Below are 22,377 nucleotides of genomic sequence, written 5' to 3'. Positions count from 1 at the left end.
ATGACTATTTAAAAAGAACTTTTTGTTTGCATCTCAAGTTGTTTTTACAATTAAAAAACCTTTCTTCTAGAACTTATTCGCTAGAAGAAAGGTTCATGACTTATCACTTAAAAAAAATTGGTTCTCCATCTTTTACCGTATATGGCAAAGAATATGCAGGTACAAATGGCGCATCTTTTACAAGCAAACTACGAATATCTTCTCCTTCTCGCACTTTACCTCCATCCTTTTGTAGCATTTCATATAAATCCATTCGATAATCGACAAAAATCTCTCCTTTTTCATTAATTACAAACGGTAAATTTTTTCCAGAATACGGACTCGTTACTTGCGGCACTTCTTTATACCCAATTTTCTTAAAGTCCAGCTCATATACCCCATCAGCAATTACTTTTTTAAATGGGGGATATTGGTGTTCATCCCGATACATTTGTAGCCTCAACTTGACATCGCGAATTTGTTCCGCCATACGTACATCAATCAACTTAACAGTTGGATTTGTTTCAACATCTACTAATACATATTGATACACACCACCACTTTCATACGCATTTCCAGGCGCCTCTTGTAAATAGCGCGGAGCAATTTTTTGAAAGTCAATCGGATATTTTTGATAAATAGGCGTATCCATATCGCGCGTTTGAATCGGTAATAAACCACCATTTTGTTCCTTATATGTATTGACCGCCTTTTGGACAGCTTGCAGCTGATCTTCATACGGGACAGCATTTTGCTTTATGCTCTCTTTCGGGTACATACAGCCAGATAAAATACTTATACAACAAAATATTAAAATCATACATGTTTTTTTCACACACAATCCATCCTTTAATTTCTTGCTAATTCCTTCATACAATATTCTTATTCCCACCTACCTCCTACAAATCTATCTGGAAATAAGATGTGATTACGATTCGTGTAGCCATTATTGTTCAACTGGTCCACTAAATACAACAAGAAAAATAACAATTCCAGATACAATCATAAGCGTGTAGGCAAGCAATGCTGTAATCCCTTTCAAAATCTTATTCTTCATTTTATGCCGACTTAATAAAATAGACAGAACTGCAACAAACATTAATCCCATTGCCCCTAAAGAAAACCACATTTTCACCAGTCCAACAGACATATATACACTCCTTTACTTTAATATTGTTTTTCTATTATTTTAACAAATTAAAACATTTAAACAAATAGAATTAATTATTTTATTATAAAGCAACACTTTCATTAGTTAGATTTTTCTTCTTCCCTGATGAAAAACTCCCACCAATTAGGAGCAATTATCCTCCACCTACTTGCTGGACTTCCGCTTTTACGGTCCCGTAAAAGTGAGATATAACAAAATAAAACCGAAGCGAATGTAACTTCTTCACTTCGGTCGACCAAATATGCCCACAAACAGCTCCACATTCATTCCTTCATAACTATCATATGCAATCCATTAAACAGGGGTTTATCATACTTTATTTTTTAAACATTTTGCTTAATGAACTAAAATCTGTTGGCATATTATTGTTTATAATTGCTTTCACAATTTGATCTTCTTGCTCTTTTGGCACCTCTCGCCCAGCCATCATCGCAACTTGATGAATTAATTGACGGAGTACTTTTTCATCGCGCAAGTTTGCATTCTGTACAGATGACGCTAATTTAAAAATATCATCTTTATTTACTTTCGCTTCTTTCTCAATGTTATTGAAAATATTATTATCCATTTCCTTCACCCTCTCTTCAAGTTACATTTCATCGTATGCAAAAAGAAACAAATGGTGAAAAGACCTAGAAGTACATATTCAAAAAGGAGGATAAAGATAGCCGAGCAGTTCGAGGCGCAGAAGCCAGGAGGATACGGAGTGTAGAATTGAACTACATGAGTACCGGACTAGCAACGTAACGAAGAAATAAGGCAGCTATCTTTACCGGACTTTTTGAACATCCTATAGAAAACAAAAAAGCTGTGTAAGTGCTTTTGCACTTACACAGCTTTTACTTATAATAAATCTGGTATAGCTTCTACTTCGTGTTTGCGAACACGCCCCATCAATGAGCCCACTGCATCTTTCACATTATTCCCATTGAATAATACATCATATAAAGCCGTAGTAATTGGCATTTCAACTTCTATTTTCTGCGCCATTTCATACGCGGCTTTCGTTGTTCGCACACCTTCGACTACCATGCCCATACTATCTAATACTTCTTCCAGTGAACAGCCTTTTCCAAGCATATTACCAGCACGCCAATTTCGGCTGTGCACACTTGTACAAGTTACGATTAAATCACCCATTCCGGTTAGGCCAGCAAAGGTTAACGGATTCCCACCCATCTTTCTTCCTAAACGAGCAATTTCCGTTAAACCACGCGTCATAAGAGCCGCTTTCGCATTATCACCTAACCCAAGACCATCTGTAATCCCTGCAGCTAGTGCAATAATATTTTTTAATGCTCCACCAAGTTCCACACCGATAATATCAGGATTCGTATATACACGGAAGTAACTGTTCATAAACAAATCTTGTACCTCTTCAGCTGCTTCCATACGCTTAGAAGCTGATGTAACAGTTGTCGCTTGACGAAGTCCTACTTCTTCAGCATGACTTGGCCCTGATAAGACAATAACATCACGAATAAGGTGCGCTGGAATTTCTTCTTCAATCATTTCTGAAATCCGCTTCGAAGTACCTGGTTCAATCCCTTTACTCGCATGAATCCAAGTGATTGGTTCTGAAACAATTTCTTTCATATCTTGCAATACTTCTCGGTACGCTTTTGTTGGTACAACTAAAAGTACTGTGTCTACATCTACTAGTGCTTTTTCTAAAGAAGAGTAGGCTACGATTGTGCTTGGCAATGTAATCCCTGGAAGATAACGACTGTTCTCATGTTTCATATTGATTTCATCCATGAGTTCTGAACGATTTCCCCAAATACGTACATCATGACCATTGTCAGCTAATACCATCGCTAACGCTGTTCCCCAGCTACCTGCTCCGACTACTGTGATTTTTTTCATAAAATCACATCCCCTCCATTAGTCTCGTGCTCTTGAAATGATTCTAATTGGTGTTCCTACAAAACCAAATGCTTCACGCAAACGGTTTTTCAAGAAGCGTTCATATGAAAAGTGCATTAATTCTGGATCGTTGACGAATACAACAAATGTTGGTGGTTTTACTGCAACTTGTGTTGCATAGAAAATTTTCAGACGACTACCATTATGTGTTGGCGTTGGATTCATCGCAACCGCATCCATAATCACATCGTTTAATACATTTGTTTGTACACGAATGCTATGACTTTCATTTACTTCATTAATAACTGGAAGTAATGTATGCGTACGTTTTCTTGTTTTTGCAGATAAATATACAATTGGCGCATAATCTAAAAACTGGAAATGAGCACGGATGTTTTCTTCAAATGCTTTCATTGTCTTTTCATCTTTTTCAACTGCATCCCACTTATTAACAACAATAATAACAGCACGTCCTGATTCATGTGCATAACCAGCAATTTTTTTATCTTGTTCAATAATACCTTCTTCACCATCTAACACAACTAAAACAACGTCAGATCGTTCAATTGCTCGGAGTGCACGAAGTACACTATACTTTTCGGTACTCTCGTATACTTTACCTTTTTTACGCATCCCCGCTGTATCAATGATGACATAATCTTGACCATCTTTACTATACGGTGTATCAACCGCGTCACGTGTTGTACCAGCTATGTTACTAACAATTACACGATCTTGACCAAGGAGTGCATTTACCATTGATGATTTCCCTACGTTCGGACGTCCAATTAATGAGAATTTAATTGTTTTTTCATCGTATGCTTCCTCTTCAACTTTCGGGAAGTGCTTTGCTGCTTCGTCTAATAAATCCCCTAAACCTAAACCATGTGTACCCGAGATTGGAAATGGCTCGCCAAATCCTAACGCATAAAAGTCATAAATATCACTGCGCATCTCTGGATTATCGACCTTATTAACCGCAAGTACTACTGGTTTGTTCGAACGGTATAAAATTTTCGCAACTTCTTCATCCGCTGCTGTTACACCATCGCGACCATTCGTCATAAAAATGATAACATCCGCTTCATCGATCGCAACTTCAGCTTGTTGACGAATTTGTGTCAAAAATGGCTCGTCTCCAATATCGATTCCGCCTGTATCAATAATATTAAATTCATGATTTAACCATTCTCCCGAACTATAAATACGATCTCTCGTTACACCTGGGATATCTTCTACAATTGAAACTCTCTCTCCAACAATTCTATTGAAAATAGTAGATTTCCCTACGTTCGGACGTCCTACTATCGCCACTACTGGTTTCGGCATATATTTTCATCCTTTCAACTTGCTTCTGTTTATTATGTAAAAAACCCTTCTTTGTGCAAGAAGGGATTTGCATTCCAGAAATATTTATTATCATATCAAAACATCTCATATTATAACACACGTTCCTAATGTTTCACAATAATATATAGATTCTCTTGTAAGCGGTGTGCAATACCATCTAAAATCGCTTCTAAATTATTTGCGACAAATTCCATTTCTTCCGTTGACTCACATACAAATAACGGGGCTCCTCCAGCAAATTTTTCTGGGGTTGTTGTAATAACTGCAAGAATATAACTCTCTAATATCATCGTACGTCTCCCCTTCCTTTCGGAGCTTCTGATGACATATGAACCGCGCTTTCTAACGTCGGTACATTCCCAATAACACCAATCGCTTTCTCTATATCTTGATCTTGAGGCAATACAAAGACGCCGACCCGTCCATCTTCTAAATCGCGCTTAGCAAGTGGTACAAGTGCCGGTGTTCCTGAGTCTCGGTACACACCTAAAGCAACAGAAATATCATGTAAAATCGCTTGGCGTTGACCGAGATTCGCTATCGTTACCTGTGCATCAACAGATTTTGGTTTTAAAATAAATCCCATTCCATATCTCATAATTTCTTCTTGCCTTGCTGGTAATCCAATGTTCATAATATAAATATTATCAATATAAAGCCCCGCTCCTTCAAAACGAAGTGGAGCATGCTCAATGTCTACAAGATGATGCAGTCTTTTGCCAGACATTAATACTTTTGCAATAAAGAATCCGATGATTCCGGCTACAACACCAGCGATCCATGAATGAAACCCTATATATGCAAACGTTGTAACTAACGCTGTTAACATAGCTAAATAGTTACGGCTTTCAAACACAAGTGCAATTCCTTCTATGTATGTATTTCCTCGTGGTACAAGCTCATAACCATCCAACTGTTGCAACGTATTACGTTCCATGTTGCGTACATCCCGAAATTGCGTTGCGGCTAATGTGAGAAAGGTAATAGCAGAAAAATCTTTTTTCAAGATAGACGGTATTGCAATTGCTCCTAAAGCCGCTGCAACTAACCCCATTGCAACATGAATAATCTTTCCATGTAAACGCGTCGGATACTGTCTTGTATCTGTACGAAGCATCAAAATTCGCGTTACTGTCCCCGCAATCACGCCACATAAAATGGCTGGTGTATATTCAGTCATATGTTATCCTTGCCTTTCCTTTACATGTTTTTTCTTCAATTGCCCCATAGATGCCGACATTTTTACGATGCAAAACAAAATCGTAAAAAATAACGTAGCAACAGCGATGATATCAAAAAATGTCAAACTACCAAGTTGATATGGAAAACGGAGTGTGTGAAAAATAAATGTGACTAATATCTCCCCTTGTAATGCCCCCGCATATAAAGAGCATAGACGTAACACCCGGTCTCGATGTAATAAAATAGATGCATACACAAGAATACCACTTAACATCCATGTCCGATCCATGACAATCCAAATCGGATCGTACATCTCTAATAAATGAAAACTCGCATATAACATAGCGATGATAAGTGCCGAAAGTAAGGCGTATATTTTTTTCCATATAGAATAAAAAGCGATACCAAGAAATGAAATGGTACCTAGTAAGAGAGCATTTGCTGCTATAGGGAAAGAGGCAATCGATACGGTTATTTGTGAACAAATGATAAATACTAATAAAACTGCGCTCACTTTCCATCTAAATGCCTCTTTTTTCAAAAAGAATGTTGTAATAATCCAGCCCAGCCACGCTAAAAAATAAAAATAACTTCCATCCATACTTACACCTCCTATCATTTCCATTATGGGAACTTTTTATGAAAGCTAATCCTTTTCTTCTCCTTGCATAGTTTTTTTAATAACAGCAACACTTTCTAATAAGGAGGTGTAAAAAATAATGGGAAAAGATCGTCAAGAAAAGAAACTAAAACAATCACGCCGCGTAGAATCTGATCGCGATCAATCACTACAATATCCAGGAGCAACTGGGCTAGATACACCAGAGCAGGCACGCAAACAAAATCAGCACTAAATGAAAAACAGCCAACATATCGTTGGCTGTTTTTTATTTAGTGCTGTCTAAGCAGTAACAGTTGAATTTCAAACCTGGCAGTCTTTCTTCTTTTCATTTAAATAGCATTGCTTTTGTCAAATCATTTATATCCATTTCAACAATTTCATTGGTAAACAAAACATCTACATAGACATTTTTTCCTTCTCATTACATAGAACGAATAAAGTGAAGCTTTGATCAGTGAGGGTTTTCTCTATCCCCCACCTAACCTCTTTGCTTCTTACAGAACTTTGAAGTGGGGGTATTACTGCCCGCAAATAGCGGGATAAAGTAAAAAACCAACCGAATGGTTGATTTCTCTTTTGTTCTAATGGTTTTACATTATCTTTTACTATAACTCGTTGTATCAATCCCGCGCTGCGATAACCAATGATAGGTATCACCTTTCACAACAAGTGGTACTTGTTGAAGCTCAGTAATTGTCCTTGCCCCAAGAGCAGTCATAATAAATTGTAAGTCCGTATGTAAAAGTTCTATTTCTTCGATTAATTTTTCCAGACCATCATTCATCAATATTCGTAAAAAATAACCAGCAAAAGCCGTTGCTGATGCGCCAAGCGCGATTGCTTTCGCTACATCAAGCGCTGTTTGTATACCGCCTGACGCAATAAGGGAGAGGTTTTTATCTGTTGAGGATGCTTCTATTACAGAGACTGCCGCCGGAATACCCCATTCATTAAAATAAGAAAGAATCCGCTGTCTTCGTTCATTTTCAATCGCCGCAAAATTTGTACCACCATACCCACCAATATCTACAGTCGAAACTCCAACACTAGCTAACTGTTCTATTGTTTCTTTACTCATACCAAAACCGACTTCTTTTACTACAACAGGAACAGGTGAATGTATGACGATTTGTTCAATTCGCCTTAGCACACCTGTAAAGTCACGATCACCTTCTGGCATCGTCAATTCTTGAATAACATTCAAATGAATTTGTAAAGCATTTGCTTCAATCATATCAATCGCACGTTTTGCCTGTTCAACGGTTGCTTCACTACCTAAATTTGCAAAAATAATTCCATTTGGATTCACTTTTCGTACAATCTGATAGGAGGACGCTTCTTTTTCATCTTTTAACGCTGCCATTTGAGAACCGACTGCCATTGCAATCTTATGGTGCTTTGCCACGTGAGCTAACTGCTCATTAATATGTAGTGTGTGCTCTCCTCCACCGCCAGTCATCGCGTTGATAAAAATCGGCGAACTTAGTGAAAGTTCGCCGATTTTCGTTTCAAATGTAATGCTTTCATAACTTGTATTTGGCAAGCTTTGATGGACAAAAGCAATGTCATGAAAACCATTTATACGAGACTGTCCAGTGGAAAGAGCGTATGCAATATGTTCTAATTTACGTTTTACCCTTACCACTTGTACCCCTCTTTATTTCTTTAATTTTTTCAGCTGTTCACCGATAATATCACTCAATTGGAAAGTTGCAGAATCAGAAGTTGGCTCATATTGACTATAATCTTCTGTTACATTATTTTCTTCAAGAGCTTCTTTTATACTTAAAGAAATACGTTTTTCTTCTGCGTGTACTTCAAGCACTTTCACTTTCACTTCTTGACCCATCTCTAGTACTTCACTCGGGTTCTTCACATGACGGTTTGCAATTTGTGATACATGCACAAGCCCTTCTACACCTGGTAAAATTTCAACGAAAGCACCGAATGTAACAATTCGTTTTACCTTACCTTCTCGCACGTCACCTGATTTAATTTCCTCTGCAACATTTTCCCAAGGTCCTGGCTGAGCAGCTTTAATAGATAAAGAAATACGTTGTGTATCTGCATCGACGGATAAAACTTTTACTTTTACCGTCTGTCCTTGTGTTAACACATCAGAAGGCTGTTCAACGCGATCATGAGAAATTTGTGAAATGTGAACTAAACCATCTACTCCACCAACATTCACAAAAGCACCAAAGTCAGTTAATCGTTGAACTGTACCTTCAACAACATCTCCTTCTTTTAAAGAAGAAATCGCTTCTTTTTTCTTTGAATCTAACTCTTGTTCTACAACTGCTTTATGGGAAAGAATCACACGATTTTTTTCGCGATCTAATTCAACGATTTTCACTGCTAATGTTTTACCTTTGTAATCAGCAAAATCTTCTACATAGTGCATTTCTACAAGTGAAGCTGGAATAAATCCACGGACACCAAGGTCCACGACTAAACCGCCGTTCACAATATCTTTTACTGTAACATCAAACACTTCACCTGAAGTGGATTTTTCTTGCAATTCAACCCATGCTTTTTCTGCATCAACAGCACGTTTAGATAATACAAGATCCTCTTCTTCTAATTTAATGACTTTTAATTCAAGAGTTTGGCCTAATTCTACAACATCACTTGCTTTTTCAATATGAACGTTGGCTAATTCACTAATCGGAATAACACCATCTGTTTTGTATCCAACATTTACAAGAACTTGTTTTTCTTCAACCTTAGTTACGGATCCCGTAACAACGTCACCCACTTGTAAAGCCTTTGTATCCACAACTTCTTCATTCATTTTTTCTACCATGGAAATACCTCCCTACAGAATTGACAAAGCATTTTTATGTATATACGAAATGAAAACAAAAGTTTTCATTTGCATGTTATGAGAAATATTTAGAACATACTCGCTGAAAATACATATTACAATCTGTTTTTTGTAATTTACTTGATAGAATGATACGTACGTCCTCTTTCTTTGTTAACCTATATAAATAGTATACAGCAAAATCCTTTTGAATAAAGTATGTTTTCAAATATAATGGCGAATATATTCTGACAGTTCGTCCCCTCTTTTACTAATTTCTTACAAATTGACAGATTTGTCAAGAAAAGCGTCTCACGATTCACATATATACCTATATTTTAGAAGAAATTAAATAAAGAAAGAGGATAACCTCTTTCTTTATTTCGCAAAAACTTTGGAAACAATATCCATTATTTTTTGTACAACCTCTTCAATTGAGAAAGAAGTTGTATCTAATTCCAGTGCATCATCCGCTTTTTTTAACGGAGAAACTTCACGCTCGGAATCCAATTTATCGCGCTTAGCAATCTCTTCTTTTAATTGTTCTAAACTAGAAGCAAAGCCTTTTTGCGTATTTTCAAGATGTCTTCGTTCCGCCCTCTCTTCAACAGAAGCCAACATAAAAATCTTCACTTCTGCATTAGGTAGTACATGCGTACCGATATCACGACCATCCATCACAACGCCGCCCTTTTCTGCTAAAGCTTGTTGACGGCGCACCATCTCTTCACGAACAAAGCGATGCTTTGCCACAATAGACACGCGATTTGTTACTTCCGGTGTACGAATCACTTCAGATACATCTCGCCCATTCAAAAAGACAAGTTGTGTATTTTCCCCTTGTTGAAACTCAATATGTACATCTTTTAAAACTTCCATCAATTTTTCTTCATTTTCAATATCAACATTTTTCGCAAGAGCAGCGTGTGTCAATGTACGGTACATCGCACCTGTATCAATATACACATATGAAAGTTTTTTCGCCACAACCTTTGCAACTGTACTTTTCCCAGCTGCTGCTGGACCATCTATCGCAATTGAAATTCGTTTTTCCATTGTAACACCTCATTTTTTTCACTTATAGTGCTTGTTCAAAAAGGAGGATAAAGAGAGCTGAGTAGTTCGAGGCACGGAAGCCAGGAGGATACGGAGTGTAGGTGGAACTACATGAGTACCGGAGTGGCGACGTAACAAAGAAATACGACAGCTATCTTTACCGGACTTTTTGAACATCTTCTTATAAACCAAAACGAAAAGCAGGTATAATCCCTGCTTCTTTCTGTTTGTTTCATGCCGATTAAATCCTCAATTATTGTAGCATAATCCCTCTTAGAAGAAAATGAAAACTACTTATTCACTTGTAAAATATTCGTTACATTTTCTTTTATAACACCTTCATAATAAACGATTTTCGACAAATATTTTGCCGTGGATTCTTGCATAAAAAGCAATTGAACAATACATAGACAAATAGACTGAATCAGTAGTATTCGAATTAAAATTTTCTCAACATTTTTCACAAAAAGTTCTCCTTTTTTATTGTTTCTTGCTCGCTTCAATAGCTAATTGAGGAGAGAATTTCAAATCAGTTCTTAGAATTTGGTAGCTCTCCATAATCGTCAGTATGAAAAACTTTACAAACTATCTTACTTTATTGTCATTTCCTACGTAAACTTTTATACATTTTCATTGTCGAATCCTGCACAATCATGGTATGTTCTAAATGTATTTTTGACTGAAAAGGGGTATAGGCATTGAAAAAAATCCTAGTTTTACACACTGGCGGAACAATTGCAATGGAGGAAGATAAAGAAACTGGGGTTGTGCAACCAGGCAAGCAAAATCCTCTTTTAAAATTTATTCCTGATTTAGAAGACGATGTCGACCTAATTGTTGAAGATGTTTTTCATCTTCCATCTCCTCATATAACACCAAGCGAGATGTTACAATTACAAGTCGTCATCGATGAAAGAGTGAAACATGAAGATATTTATGGTGTAGTCATTACACATGGTACTGATACATTAGAAGAGACCGCATATTTTCTAGATTTAACTGTCCAAGCCAACACTCCAATTGTTGTAACAGGCGCAATGCGTTCGAGCAATGAATTAGGCGCTGACGGCTTATATAACTTTTTATCTGCGGTAAAAGTTGCAAGTAGTAATGAAGCAAAAGGAAAAGGTGTTCTTGTCGTCTTAAACGACGAAATTCACTGTGCAACAAATGTAACGAAAACACATACAAGTAATGTAGCAACCTTCCAAAGTCCTCAATACGGACCAATTGGTATGGTGACAAAACGTGGCGTTGTCTTTCACCATGCTTTAGTACACCATGAAACATACGCAATCGGACAAATTTCTAAAAATGTTGTCGTGTTAAAGGCATACGCTGGTATGGATGATACGTTATTAGCAGCGATTGAAAACCTACCAGTGGATGGCATCGTTATTGAAGCCCTCGGACAAGGGAACTTACCACCGCGAACACTGCCTACTCTGCAGCGCTTAATAAATAAAGGGATTCCCATTGTTCTCGTATCCCGCTGCTTTAACGGAATTGTCCAAGATGTGTACTCCTATGAAGGCGGAGGAAAACAATTAAAAGATATGGGGATTGTTTTCACTTACGGATTAAATGCTCAAAAAGCTCGTATTAAGCTACTTGTCGCTTTAGAAGGTGCTCATTCTCAAAAAGAAATTCAAAAAATGTTTATGCATGATTAAAAATTAATAAAAAAATAAGCTGTCGATATCGACAGCTTATTTTTGTTCCCGTAATACGATTGTTTGCATAATAGCGTCTCCATGAAATCGCCCGTTTTCAATAAAGATTTCATTGGCATTATTTCCTGCTGCAATAACGCCTGCAATAAAAATATTCTCGACATTTGTTTCCATCGTTTCCTCCGTATACATCGGGCGACCAGTTTCGTGGTCAATGGATACTCCCATTTTCGTTAAGAAACTATGATCTGGATGATAACCAGTCATTGCAAACACAAAATCATTTTGAATCGTGTATGCTTCTTCATCAATTGTATACGTAAGCGTATGTTCTGTGATTTCCTTTACATGGGCATGAAAATGCATTTGAATCGTACCGTTACGAACTAATGCCTCAAATTCAGGTAAAATCCACGGTTTAATACTCTGTGAGTATTCTCCACCACGATATAATACAGTTACACGTGCACCTGCTTTCACAAGTTCCAATGCAGCATCTACACTAGAATTTTTCCCACCTATTACAACAACATCCCGATCAAAATATGGATGAGCCTCTTTAAAGTAATGAGATACTTTCTCCAATTTTTCTCCCGGAACATTCATATAGTTCGGATTATCATAGTAGCCAGTTGCCACAACAATGTACTTCGCAATATATGTCTCTTTTCTTCCATCACGTTTTGTTGTATCTACTCTAAATAAATTCGCTTCTTTTTGAACCTGTTCTACACGTTCAAATGCATTCACACGCACACGTTTACGTTTTACTACTTCACGATAATACGATAATGCTTGATTGCGAACTGGTTTACGGTTCTCTGTAATAAAAGCAACTTCACCAATCTCTAATTTTTCACTAGAGGAAAAGAATGTTTGATGAGTTGGATAATGATAAATTGCATTCACAATATTTCCTTTTTCAATTACCAACGGATCGATTCCAGCTTGTTGCATCGTAATTGCTGCTGCCAATCCACATGGGCCGCCCCCAATAATAATCGCTGTTTCTTTTTGCATTCTCGGTTCACTCCTAGTCTTCTGCTTCAATCTCTATTAATTATAAAGTGAAACTTTTCTCAGTGGGGGGGTTCTTCATCCCCCACTGAGAATTAGCCTTCACCAATCGGGCTTTTACGGGCAGTTTATCCCCCACCTATCTTCTTTGTTTCTCTCTGAATCTTGAGGTGGGGGTCTTACTGCCCGTTAATGCGGGGTAAAACAAGAAAAAACCTACTTTCAGCAGTAGGCACCTATCTTTATTGTATTCATTTTTCATATATTTGTCATCTAAACGATACGTACATTCGATAGACATCTGCTAAAAATTGCCTAAATCTAATTCCTTGTTGACCTAATACATTTTCTGGATCAATCTTTCGAGCAGGATCCAGAGTTTTGTGCGACACAATATCCGTTTTAGGATTTAAATTGAATGTATGACATAAATAGGCATGGTACCATGTAAACCGCGTGTAAGAATCCCAAAAATTAACACTACCTCCGTAACACATTTCAACACCAATTGCTGCTTTGTTCGCATCATAACCAAACAAATCATTATCTGTCGGTACACTATATCTTACATGGTAAGCTACCTCATCGATTGGGATAATTTCTAAAATAGTTGTATCATCTACAAAAGTATGCGCCGATGCTTTCGGTTGTATTTCGTTAAAATAATCTCTATTTCCTATCGCATTGCTACCGGGATTCCCCGTATCATGACTTACAATAAATCTCACCTTCGAAAGTCGGATTCCTGGTCGTGAGCTTCCGTACCCAATATAATTTCGCTCTATAGGGAACATCACCATGTCTATCAACTCCGCTCTAGAAAATTACCTCTCTTCTTTATATATGTATTCACCCTCGATATTCATATAGCACATTTCTTATGAAAAGAGAAAACCAAAAATGTTAGAAGTCCACACCATGAACATTAAAATACTTGCCGCTGTTCCATAAAATCCATAAAACCAAGCACGATCTTCTTTCGTATCTAAACCGAAAAATGCATGCACTGATTGTATGAATGATGCACGTTTCACATGTTTATTTCGTAAACCCTCTACACGTTCCATTACATCCGCTGGCATCATAAATCTTTGTTCTGCAGTCATCTTCATTATTAATCTCCCCTTATCTTGTTTCCGTTTTGTTTATCTAAGGAGAGTATAGCACGAACGTTCTTGTAGAACAAGTGTTCTTTTTTATTTTTATAATAAAACATCCATTTTTAATATATAACTTCCCATTAACAGTAAATATTCATCCTATCCAACTTAAAAGTAGTGTCACAAGCGTCCAAACGACAGCTATAACTGGACCAACAATAAATAAACCAAACAATAAAGACATGATTCCTTCTCCAAACGTGCGAATCACACTCACCTGTTCACGAGAACTACTTTTCCTTAACTTTTCTTCTAAATGTATAACCCTCTTTTCCAATTCCTCAACCCGCTTAATTGCATCATTTTCTGTTTGCAACAACATCCCCTCCGTTCTCTATAGTCTTTACAATGCATTTCAACAAAAAAACATGGTTTCCTTGAAAGGAAACCATGTTTTCTCTGTTTGTTTCGATGTATTATACCCAGCCTCTGAAACGGCTAGCTTCTGCCATTTTACGTACACCAATCATATATGCTGCTAAGCGCATGTTCACTTTACGAACTTGTGATGTTTCATAAATAGAATCAAATGATCGTACCATTACTTTTTCTAAACGTTGTTCTACTTCTTCTTCTGACCAGTAGTAACCTTGGTTATTTTGTACCCATTCGAAGTAAGATACAGTAACACCACCAGCACTTGCTAATACATCAGGAACGAGTAGAATACCACGATCTGTTAAAATTTTTGTTGCTTCTAATGTAGTCGGACCGTTTGCCGCTTCTACAACAATTTTTGCTTTAATGTCGGCTGCGTTGTCTTCTGTAATTTGATTTTCAATTGCAGCAGGTACTAAAATATCGCAGTCTAATTCTAAAAGATCTTTGTTTGAAATTGTATTATTAAATAATTTTGTTACTGTTCCAAAGCTATCGCGACGATCTAATAAGTAGTCAATATCTAATCCGTTTGGATCATGAAGTGCACCGTAAGCATCAGAAATCGCAATTACTTTTGCACCAGCATCATGCATAAATTTCGCTAAGAAGCTACCAGCATTACCAAATCCTTGGACAACAACACGTGCACCTTTAATGTCAATGCCACGTTTTTTCGCAGCTTCCCGAATGCAGATTGTTACACCTTTAGCAGTTGCAGTTTCACGCCCATGAGATCCGCCTAACACAAGCGGTTTTCCTGTAATAAAACCAGGTGAATTAAATTCATCGATGCGGCTATATTCATCCATCATCCATGCCATAATTTGTGAGTTTGTAAATACATCTGGAGCTGGAATATCCTTTGTTGGACCAACAATTTGGCTAATTGCTCGTACATATCCACGGCTTAATCTTTCTAATTCACGGAAAGACATTTCGCGAGGATCACAAATGATACCACCTTTCCCTCCGCCATATGGTAAATCAACAATACCACATTTTAAACTCATCCAAATTGAAAGTGCTTTCACTTCATTTTCTGTTACATTCGGATGGAAGCGAATTCCACCTTTCGTTGGACCAACAGAATCATTATGCTGTGCACGATATCCTGTAAATATTTTAACAGTCCCATCATCCATACGAACTGGAATTTTCACTGTCATCATACGAATCGGTTCTTTAAGTAATTCATATACCTCGTTTGGATAACCCAATTTTTCTAAGGCTTCGTTAATAACAATTTGTGTTGAATTCAACAATTCAAAGTGTTGTTCCCTTTGTTGTGTTTGTGTTTGAGCTCCCTTTTCGGCTACCATAGTAAGTAAACCCCCTGTAATTTCACTTGTTTAGTAAACCTTCATTGCCTAGTATACACCGTTAAAATAGGAATGCAATAGAAAACGCTAACAAATATATACAAATTATTTTTCATTGCAAGCGTTTTCACTATCATTATAATCCTTTTATTACTTTTAGAAAAGTAAAATACTTAAATATTTAAATGTTTTTTATCCCGCATTAACGGGCAGTAATACCCCACCTCAAGATTCTAAGAAAATCAAAGAAGATAGGTGGGGGATAAACTGCCCGTAAAAGCCCGATTGGTGAGGGCTAATAATCAGTGGGGGATGAAGAAAACCCCCACTGATTAAAGTTTCACTTTATAAAGTGCAACTCTCCAGCAATTCAAAGGTTGCCCTCGCTGATAAAATCTATACATATCGTAAAACGAAAACAAAACCCCAAGCTATATCATATTAGCTGAGGTTTTGTTTTGAAACAAAATAATGATATATTTGCTGGATTGCTTGAGAATCCATTAGTTCTTTTCCATATTCCATAATTCGATAAATCGTCACTGTAGAAGAGTTACCAAATTCCGCTAAAATGGCGATAATATCCGCCTTTAGTAACGGGGTTTCTTCTTCCAACCATAGGTAGAAACGTCCATCCCATGCATAAAGTTTCCCACCAGTTACACCAAGGTTATACAAACGATTCGCCAAAGTAATTACATCTTCAAATGTTGCAAACTCATACAATATATGTTCACTCTCATCAAGAGTTACCTGCATCTCAATAAACTCATCCCGGAAATCATCTTCTATATCCGCTTCAGATTTTTCTTTTGTTACAATAACAACCATACCTTGCGCTTGTAAAGAAAACACTTCAACTGCAATTGGACCATCTGCTTCAAATCCAAGCTCTTTATTTGCCTCTTGCATCATGTCTCGAAACAACTGCTGTACTTTCGGAGCATTTTTCCATAAATCTTCCTTCGTCAGCCCACGTTCCGATAAATCATCAAACGTTAGGAAAATTTTAATTTTATTATAATTCAAACGTTCCAGCCTCATCTTGTAACCTCCTTACGTAACCGTTGCTCTGATTTTTATTATATGAAATAGAAAATAGATGGTTCTTTTCGAACAACTATTCTGACATTTTTAACCATTCATCCCAGTCTTCTTTTACATCACCAATGAATACCGTATGAAGTTCAGATTTTTCTTCATCTGAAACAAATTGGCAAGCAAATCCAATAAGGCCTATGTGAATTTCTGGATATTTACTTTGCAGCCTTGTAATTAATTGAACAGTAGCTTTCAAATTCCGCTCCTGTGAACACGATAAAAATACATATTTTGGTGCCACTTGTGTCATAACCATATTTAGATCCACTTCTTCTACACTTGTCCCAAGATACATTGCTTGATAACCCTTCTGGCGTAAATATGTTGTAAAAACAAAAAGGTTTAATGCATTCGTTTCTCCTGGACCACATATAGCCAAAGCTTTCGGCAATACAGAATGCATAGATGAATTGTGATAAACCATTCCAATGCGTGAACATAAAAATGAATCTACATATCGCTCTTGCGCAGTTGTAATTTCATCATTCCACCGCATATTTCCTAATCTATCAATAATCCGGACAAATATATGAGCTATGACTCTTTCTATTGAATAAATAGCAAATGCTTCGTTTAATAATTCATAAGCTTGTATTTCATCAAATTTTAACAAAGAATGGAGGATCTCGTCTACTAAAAGTGCTTCCTTGTTGTATTCTATTTCTGGTAAATGTTGATTTTGCAATTGATTACTCTCTAATAATCGAACTGCTTGACCAATCGTAAATCCTTCATTTACTCTGTTCATGAGCCATTTTAAAATTTTAATGTGCTCTTCTGTATATAAACGGTGCCCTGCATCATTGCGTTTTGGAGCGATCATGTGATATCGTCTCTCCCAAGCTCGCAGTGTACTCGGGTGAATTCCAAGCATATTTGAAACTGCTTTTATATTATATTTCCCTTTTAAAGTTGGCATATTTCCCCCCACCTTTAAACTGAGTATCACTTAAGATTCTCTTTGTAAAGTAATCAAATGTGTTTGAGCCGGAGCACGAAAACGCAGCGGTATAAGTGTCGTTCCATATCCGTTACTTACAAACAAAGTCATATTCGGATGCGCATATACCCCACCTTTTAGATATTGTTCAGAATGAAATAATCGAATTTGTCCACCATGTGTATGTCCGCTTAGAACGAGTGAAATTTGTTCTTGTCCAGTCATTTTTTTCACGATATCTGGATTATGACTAATTAGAATGCGAAAACCATTTTCTTGACAATCTGCCAATGCTAAATCTAAACGGTCCCGCCCTAATCCCACATCATCCACACCTAATAAACAAAGATTCTCGCCACATTCTGATTCAAATAGTACCCTTGTATTATCTAAAATTTTCACACCTTGCTCTAGTAACAATGCATCTAACTCGTGATATTCAATTTCATAATCGTTGTTACCCCACACAAAATATATAGGACCAATCTCACTTAAGCTTTGAATATTATCAGCAATCCGTGACAACGATACACCTTTCTCCGCTAAATCCCCACCAATAATAACGAGATCTGCTTTCCCTTTTACCTTTTCGATTAAAGAACGAGAGATGGTTCTTCTATGAACATCTGAAATAAAAAAGATTTGTACCTTTCCAAAGCTCATCGGAAAATTTACAAATGATAAAGTGTGTTCTAGCAATGTATCACGCATTGCTTCTCTGTACATCATAAAAAGACACACAACGACAATACCTATAAATGTACAACCTAATCCAATCCATACCATATGTTCTTTCCAACTTCCCTCTTAACAGAATGTAATCACACCATATCATATTACTGTAAGACGTGAATAAAATTCTTTGCAATAAAGTGAAACTTTTCTCAGTGGAGGTTTTCTTCATCCCCCACCTATCTTCTTTGTTCTCTCTGAATCTTGGGGTGGGGGTCTTACTGCCCACGAATAACGGGATAAAGTAAACCCCTTTCAAGGACGTTATTTATCGTTGGTGTTTTGTTAGTTCACCATCTTTTTTACTGCTTCTGTTCTTTCTCTACTTTAACAGGGATTTTTAACTCTTTCCCCACCTCTAGTTGTTTATCTTGTAGATTGTTATATTTTTTAATGATTTCCGCTCCATCTTCATTCGGAAAATATTGCTTTCCAATACTTTCGAACGTTTCACCCTCTTTTACAATATGAGTTTGAAATGTTCCAGACTGTGACAGCTTCTGTTCCCCTCCTGCTTGTTTATTTGAATCAAAAAAGATCACTTCAAATGCACTTATTTTAGGGGCGTCCTTTTCTGCTTTACTTTTTACCTCGATATATTTATCTGTATACCACAGTGTGCAGATTGGTAATAAAATAAATAAAAATGTTAAAATCCGAACAAAAAAATGGTTAATCTTAAATTTAGATTTTTTCTTTTCTTTATTTCTATGAACTTCACTCCGCGGCGGTAAACCTTCTTCTGTTTGCTCTATTTCTTCCATCTCTTCTTCAAACTTAGCAGCTTGTTTTCTCATGTTGTTCACCACCACCTTCCATTTATTTTCTTAACTGAAGTCCCATTATAAAATCAACAAGAAAGTGTGCAAAGATTGTTATAAATAAATTACCTGTCCCTTGAAACACATATCCAAATACAAAACTAATTATACAGACAAAACAAAACAAAAATGGCTTCAACACATATCGGATATGTAAAATAGCAAAAATAAAACTCGCAATGATAAGTCCAAAATGAGTTTGCAGTACACCTCGAAATAAAAATTCTTCCGCTGCCCCAATAACCAACGTAATGAGCAGTAGGCGGGGTACTGAAATCCCTTGAAACATCCGATCATTAATTCCCCCATCATCAAACCATGATTCGGGGAACACATGCATTGCAATATAGTCAAGTAAGACAATACTACACGCAACTCCACTACCTATTATAAGAATGGAAACAGGCTCCCATTTCCACAAGTCATAAAATTCGTTCATATTTGGAAATAATATATAGGATAGTACAAGGCCAACACCTATAATTATCAATTGTGTCACATAGAGATTAAGCCGTATTTCTTTCGGACTCATGTCTTCAATACTACGCCTTTGAATGTTCATCAGTCCTCCGTTCTCCTATCCCAAACAGCAATTGTAACTCCGCTTCCCAATTATAGTCGAAAACCACTTGTCTTGCTTGCCTTTTTTTATACTCTTCTTTTGTAATACCGCAATAGTCACAACAATTTTTTATATCATTTTCTTTCGTATATCCAAATTGAAGTAACAATTTTTCCCGTCTACATCCTGTGAATTGTAACCATGATTTCATATTCTCTAATTGAGAGTATTTATTATACAGACGTCCTTCTACTTCTAACATTAACTTGTGCATCGCTTCATCTGACAAGGATTCCATCATGAGTTCCCTCTGTTGTATGATTTCCATCTTTTCTAAGTGATAACGTACAAAACGCCAATGTTGCTCGCTAAACCTTGCTGCATTATAACAAATTTCTTCTACATCTTCTATTGGTAATGCTTTCGTCTGAAACATTCTTTCATGTAATAAAGAAAATAAAAATTGAATTTGTTGTTTATTTGGCAATTCATCTTCAATAATAGAAACTGGTAAATCATGATCCAATGGACTGCATAGTAAAATTGCAATACTTGCTTCTCCGTCCCGCCCTGCTCGGCCAATCTCTTGTAAATAGGATGCAACATTTGCAGGATAATGAAAATGAACAATATAACGTGTATTCGGTTTGTTGACCCCCATACCAAATGCACTTGTACATATGACAAGCTGCAGCTGATTATTCATAAATTGCTGCTGAATTAGCATCCTTTCCTCATGTTCCATCCCGCCGTGATAATATGCAACGTCTATTATTCCCTTACTTCTTAAATACTCCGTCAAACGCTCCGTCCATGCCCTGCTTGAGCAATAAATAATTCCTGGCCCTTGTAGGTATGTTACATGTGTGAGGAGTGCTTCCTTTTTTTCTTCTATTGTTTGTACAAATTGTACTTGCATCGCAATATTAGGTCGATCAATCGAATAGAGATGCTGCTTTACATTTGTAAGTTTTAAGCTTTCCACAATATCTTGCAACACTTCTTTTGTTGCAGTAGCAGTTAATGCCAATACTGGAGGATGTCCGATTTTCGCAATCACTCCATCTAACTTTTTATAATCTGTTCGAAAATCATAGCCCCATTGTGAAATGCAGTGCGCTTCATCTACAACAAATAGTGAAATATGAATTTTTTTCAGTTCCCTTACCAATAACTCCGATTGCAACATTTCAGGCGAAACAAAAACAAATTTAAAGGAAGATAATCTTTTCATTGCTTTTCTTTTTTCTGTTAATGTACGAAAACTATTAAAAGCAATCACACGATTTTTCACAATGTATTTCAACTGTGTAACCTGATCTTCCATTAAGGATAATAACGGTGAAACAATAAGTACTGTTCCATCTTGCATGAGACCTGGAAGCTGATAACAAAGCGACTTTCCTCCTCCAGTTGGGAGCATCGCTACAACATTTTTCCCTTGTAATAAATCAACAATGACATCTTTCTGCCCTTGACGAAATACGTTATAACCAAACCACTTATATAAATAATCCTCAAGTCTCATTTACAACCCCCATCCGCGCTAACACAAGACGAATTTCAAAATAAGAAACAGTTTCTCCTACCGCTTGCTTTAATACACGCAATTTGCGTGTTTGTAATGTTTCAATAATATGTTGTACTTGCTCTATCTTGTTCTTTTCCATAAACATTTCAATCGAAAAATTTCTCTCCCGTAAAGCAATTTCTACAAAATGATCTTCGATCGTCGCAACCTTTAAACTTCTAATCGTTGCAATTTCATCTAAAGAACGCCCTTGATTCCAAAGCTGATATGTTTTTTGCGTTGATAAACTAAATAAATCGGCTCTTTCATTCGGATAAGAAATAATTGCTGTTAGTAAAGGAAAGTCCTTTTCATTTGACCGAACAAACTGTATAAAGAAATGAATAGTTCCCCAAAATAAAAGATGCACGCGAAATACATCTTGTTTTGTAATCTCAGCAAGTTGTTCCAGTGTGTACCCAATTCGTTTATAACCTGTTAAGCGATATGTAATAACCGTTGCTTCTATCGGCGAAGTATTTTTTAAAAGCATATGCATTTCTTTCCATAAATCGGCCGCCAATTCACTTCGTACATACGGTGTCCCGATGAGAAACTGTTTAACCCACATCGTTACTTCTGTATCTTGCTGAATTGGAATAAATTTAACATTTTGCTTTTGTAAGTTCGACACAGTTTGAATAATTAATGAAATTCGCTTCCAAAAAGTTGTACCAAGATCACCATAGTGCAAGCCATGTAAGTACTGTGGAAATGAAAGTATTTCTTTCCAGCTACTTAATTTTCTTTCTCCATCATCTGATAAGATATACGTATTTTCATGTACACATTGAATCCACTTTTCGTTTAATAAATGTTCAATTTCCTGATCATAATCATGACGTTTTAATGGTTTATACATTCCAAAAAGAAAAGAAATTTGAAACATATTTCCATCTTGTAAGGTTTGTGAAGAACGTTTCCCTTTTAAAAGGTGATAAATGGAAGAAACGGTTCGTTCACCATTTAATTGTTTTAAACAATATAATAAAGTATATTGTAACTGCAACACCATTTCCGCCTTTCACTTTCATCTATATTTACTATTGTATCAAACTGTATACCATTT

General features: G+C 36.6%; 25 protein-coding genes and 1 pseudogene. 2 read left to right on the top strand and 24 right to left on the bottom strand.

What is annotated here, in order from left to right:
- Positions 1 to 103: 103 nt before the first annotated feature.
- From QRE67_RS07385 to QRE67_RS07350, 8 genes and pseudogenes are all read right to left on the bottom strand, one after another.
- A complete protein-coding gene (locus QRE67_RS07385; protein ID WP_286124252.1) occupies positions 104 to 814 on the bottom strand; it encodes a YphF family lipoprotein in 711 nt (236 codons plus the stop codon).
- Positions 815 to 925: 111 nt separating this feature from the next.
- Entirely contained in the window at positions 926 to 1,129 is a 204-nt protein-coding gene (locus QRE67_RS07380; RefSeq protein WP_286124251.1) for a DUF2768 domain-containing protein, read from the bottom strand.
- A 337-nt stretch (positions 1,130 to 1,466) separates the two neighbouring features.
- Complete coding sequence (locus QRE67_RS07375; protein ID WP_286124250.1) at positions 1,467 to 1,718, bottom strand: stage VI sporulation protein F; 252 nt, start codon at positions 1,716 to 1,718, stop codon at positions 1,467 to 1,469.
- A gap of 275 nt (positions 1,719 to 1,993) precedes the next feature.
- The gene (locus tag QRE67_RS07370; RefSeq protein WP_286124249.1) at positions 1,994 to 3,016 is read right to left on the bottom strand and encodes an NAD(P)H-dependent glycerol-3-phosphate dehydrogenase; all 1,023 of its coding nucleotides are present in this window, start codon (positions 3,014 to 3,016) and stop codon (positions 1,994 to 1,996) included.
- 18 nt (positions 3,017 to 3,034) lie between these two features.
- Positions 3,035 to 4,345 carry a ribosome biogenesis GTPase Der gene (gene der / locus QRE67_RS07365; RefSeq protein WP_286124248.1) on the bottom strand — a complete coding sequence of 437 codons (1,311 nt, stop codon included), beginning with the start codon at positions 4,343 to 4,345 and terminating at the stop codon, positions 3,035 to 3,037.
- Between the two features lie 125 nt (positions 4,346 to 4,470).
- A complete protein-coding gene (locus QRE67_RS07360; protein WP_286124247.1) occupies positions 4,471 to 4,656 on the bottom strand; it encodes a capping complex subunit for YIEGIA in 186 nt (61 codons plus the stop codon).
- The gene (locus QRE67_RS07355; RefSeq protein ID WP_286124246.1) at positions 4,653 to 5,546 is read right to left on the bottom strand and encodes a YIEGIA family protein; all 894 of its coding nucleotides are present in this window, start codon (positions 5,544 to 5,546) and stop codon (positions 4,653 to 4,655) included. Before QRE67_RS07355 ends, QRE67_RS07360 begins: the two co-directional genes overlap by 4 nt.
- Positions 5,539 to 6,149 (bottom strand): annotated as a pseudogene (locus QRE67_RS07350) (YphA family membrane protein). Before QRE67_RS07350 ends, QRE67_RS07355 begins: the two are co-directional and overlap by 8 nt.
- Positions 6,150 to 6,267: 118 nt before the next feature.
- Here QRE67_RS07350 and QRE67_RS07345 point away from each other — a divergent pair.
- Entirely contained in the window at positions 6,268 to 6,402 is a 135-nt protein-coding gene (locus tag QRE67_RS07345) for a YpzI family protein (RefSeq protein ID WP_003206535.1), read from the top strand.
- 363 nt (positions 6,403 to 6,765) lie between these two features.
- Here the strand turns inward: QRE67_RS07345 and fni are convergent, their stop codons facing one another.
- The 4 genes from fni to QRE67_RS07325 all read right to left on the bottom strand — a co-directional run bounded on the left by fni (position 6,766) and on the right by QRE67_RS07325 (position 10,496).
- Positions 6,766 to 7,815, bottom strand: a complete 1,050-nt coding sequence (fni, locus tag QRE67_RS07340; protein WP_286124245.1) for a type 2 isopentenyl-diphosphate Delta-isomerase — start codon at positions 7,813 to 7,815, stop codon at positions 6,766 to 6,768.
- Positions 7,816 to 7,827: 12 nt separating this feature from the next.
- Entirely contained in the window at positions 7,828 to 8,976 is a 1,149-nt protein-coding gene (gene rpsA, locus QRE67_RS07335; RefSeq protein ID WP_286124244.1) for a 30S ribosomal protein S1, read from the bottom strand.
- Between the two features lie 378 nt (positions 8,977 to 9,354).
- Positions 9,355 to 10,032 (bottom strand): (d)CMP kinase, encoded by a 678-nt coding sequence (gene cmk, locus QRE67_RS07330; protein ID WP_286124243.1) that lies wholly within the window; start codon positions 10,030 to 10,032, stop codon positions 9,355 to 9,357.
- A 290-nt stretch (positions 10,033 to 10,322) separates the two neighbouring features.
- Positions 10,323 to 10,496, bottom strand: coding sequence for a YpfB family protein (locus QRE67_RS07325; protein WP_286124242.1), 174 nt, complete (start codon positions 10,494 to 10,496; stop codon positions 10,323 to 10,325).
- Between the two features lie 234 nt (positions 10,497 to 10,730).
- On the opposite strand from QRE67_RS07325, the gene QRE67_RS07320 reads away from it, so the two are divergent.
- The gene (locus QRE67_RS07320; RefSeq protein ID WP_286124241.1) at positions 10,731 to 11,705 is read left to right on the top strand and encodes an asparaginase; all 975 of its coding nucleotides are present in this window, start codon (positions 10,731 to 10,733) and stop codon (positions 11,703 to 11,705) included.
- A gap of 36 nt (positions 11,706 to 11,741) precedes the next feature.
- Here QRE67_RS07320 and QRE67_RS07315 read toward each other — a convergent pair whose 3' ends face one another.
- The 12 genes from QRE67_RS07315 to QRE67_RS07260 all read right to left on the bottom strand — a co-directional run bounded on the left by QRE67_RS07315 (position 11,742) and on the right by QRE67_RS07260 (position 22,317).
- Positions 11,742 to 12,725 carry a YpdA family putative bacillithiol disulfide reductase gene (locus QRE67_RS07315; RefSeq protein ID WP_286124240.1) on the bottom strand — a complete coding sequence of 328 codons (984 nt, stop codon included), beginning with the start codon at positions 12,723 to 12,725 and terminating at the stop codon, positions 11,742 to 11,744.
- 266 nt (positions 12,726 to 12,991) lie between these two features.
- Entirely contained in the window at positions 12,992 to 13,522 is a 531-nt protein-coding gene (locus QRE67_RS07310; RefSeq protein WP_286124239.1) for a peptidoglycan recognition protein family protein, read from the bottom strand.
- A 78-nt stretch (positions 13,523 to 13,600) separates the two neighbouring features.
- Positions 13,601 to 13,837, bottom strand: coding sequence for a DUF3961 domain-containing protein (locus tag QRE67_RS07305; RefSeq protein ID WP_286125208.1), 237 nt, complete (start codon positions 13,835 to 13,837; stop codon positions 13,601 to 13,603).
- A 139-nt stretch (positions 13,838 to 13,976) separates the two neighbouring features.
- Positions 13,977 to 14,204 carry a hypothetical protein gene (locus tag QRE67_RS07300; protein ID WP_286124238.1) on the bottom strand — a complete coding sequence of 76 codons (228 nt, stop codon included), beginning with the start codon at positions 14,202 to 14,204 and terminating at the stop codon, positions 13,977 to 13,979.
- Positions 14,205 to 14,298: 94 nt separating this feature from the next.
- Positions 14,299 to 15,582: an NAD-specific glutamate dehydrogenase gene (gene gudB / locus QRE67_RS07295; protein ID WP_286124236.1), complete on the bottom strand. Its 1,284-nt coding sequence runs from the start codon at positions 15,580 to 15,582 to the stop codon at positions 14,299 to 14,301.
- 441 nt (positions 15,583 to 16,023) lie between these two features.
- A complete protein-coding gene (locus QRE67_RS07290) occupies positions 16,024 to 16,626 on the bottom strand; it encodes a genetic competence negative regulator (protein ID WP_286124235.1) in 603 nt (200 codons plus the stop codon).
- 76 nt (positions 16,627 to 16,702) lie between these two features.
- Positions 16,703 to 17,602 carry a MerR family transcriptional regulator gene (locus QRE67_RS07285; protein ID WP_286124234.1) on the bottom strand — a complete coding sequence of 300 codons (900 nt, stop codon included), beginning with the start codon at positions 17,600 to 17,602 and terminating at the stop codon, positions 16,703 to 16,705.
- A gap of 30 nt (positions 17,603 to 17,632) precedes the next feature.
- The gene (locus QRE67_RS07280) at positions 17,633 to 18,409 is read right to left on the bottom strand and encodes a metallophosphoesterase (protein ID WP_286124233.1); all 777 of its coding nucleotides are present in this window, start codon (positions 18,407 to 18,409) and stop codon (positions 17,633 to 17,635) included.
- A 248-nt stretch (positions 18,410 to 18,657) separates the two neighbouring features.
- Positions 18,658 to 19,152 (bottom strand): LysM peptidoglycan-binding domain-containing protein, encoded by a 495-nt coding sequence (locus QRE67_RS07275; protein ID WP_286124232.1) that lies wholly within the window; start codon positions 19,150 to 19,152, stop codon positions 18,658 to 18,660.
- 22 nt (positions 19,153 to 19,174) lie between these two features.
- Positions 19,175 to 19,738: a CPBP family intramembrane glutamic endopeptidase gene (locus QRE67_RS07270; protein ID WP_286124231.1), complete on the bottom strand. Its 564-nt coding sequence runs from the start codon at positions 19,736 to 19,738 to the stop codon at positions 19,175 to 19,177.
- Positions 19,719 to 21,266, bottom strand: a complete 1,548-nt coding sequence (locus QRE67_RS07265; protein WP_286124230.1) for a RecQ family ATP-dependent DNA helicase — start codon at positions 21,264 to 21,266, stop codon at positions 19,719 to 19,721. Before QRE67_RS07265 ends, QRE67_RS07270 begins: the two co-directional genes overlap by 20 nt.
- Positions 21,256 to 22,317 carry a YpbB family protein gene (locus QRE67_RS07260; RefSeq protein WP_286124229.1) on the bottom strand — a complete coding sequence of 354 codons (1,062 nt, stop codon included), beginning with the start codon at positions 22,315 to 22,317 and terminating at the stop codon, positions 21,256 to 21,258. The genes QRE67_RS07265 and QRE67_RS07260 overlap by 11 nt, the downstream gene beginning before the upstream one ends.
- Between the last annotated feature and the right edge of the window lie 60 nt (positions 22,318 to 22,377).

Source organism: Bacillus sp. DX3.1, from assembly GCF_030292155.1.
Classification (GTDB): Bacteria; Bacillota; Bacilli; order Bacillales; family Bacillaceae_G; genus Bacillus_A.
The sequence above is the reverse complement of the archived record's forward strand: the minus strand, read 5'-3'. Positions and strand labels throughout refer to the sequence as shown.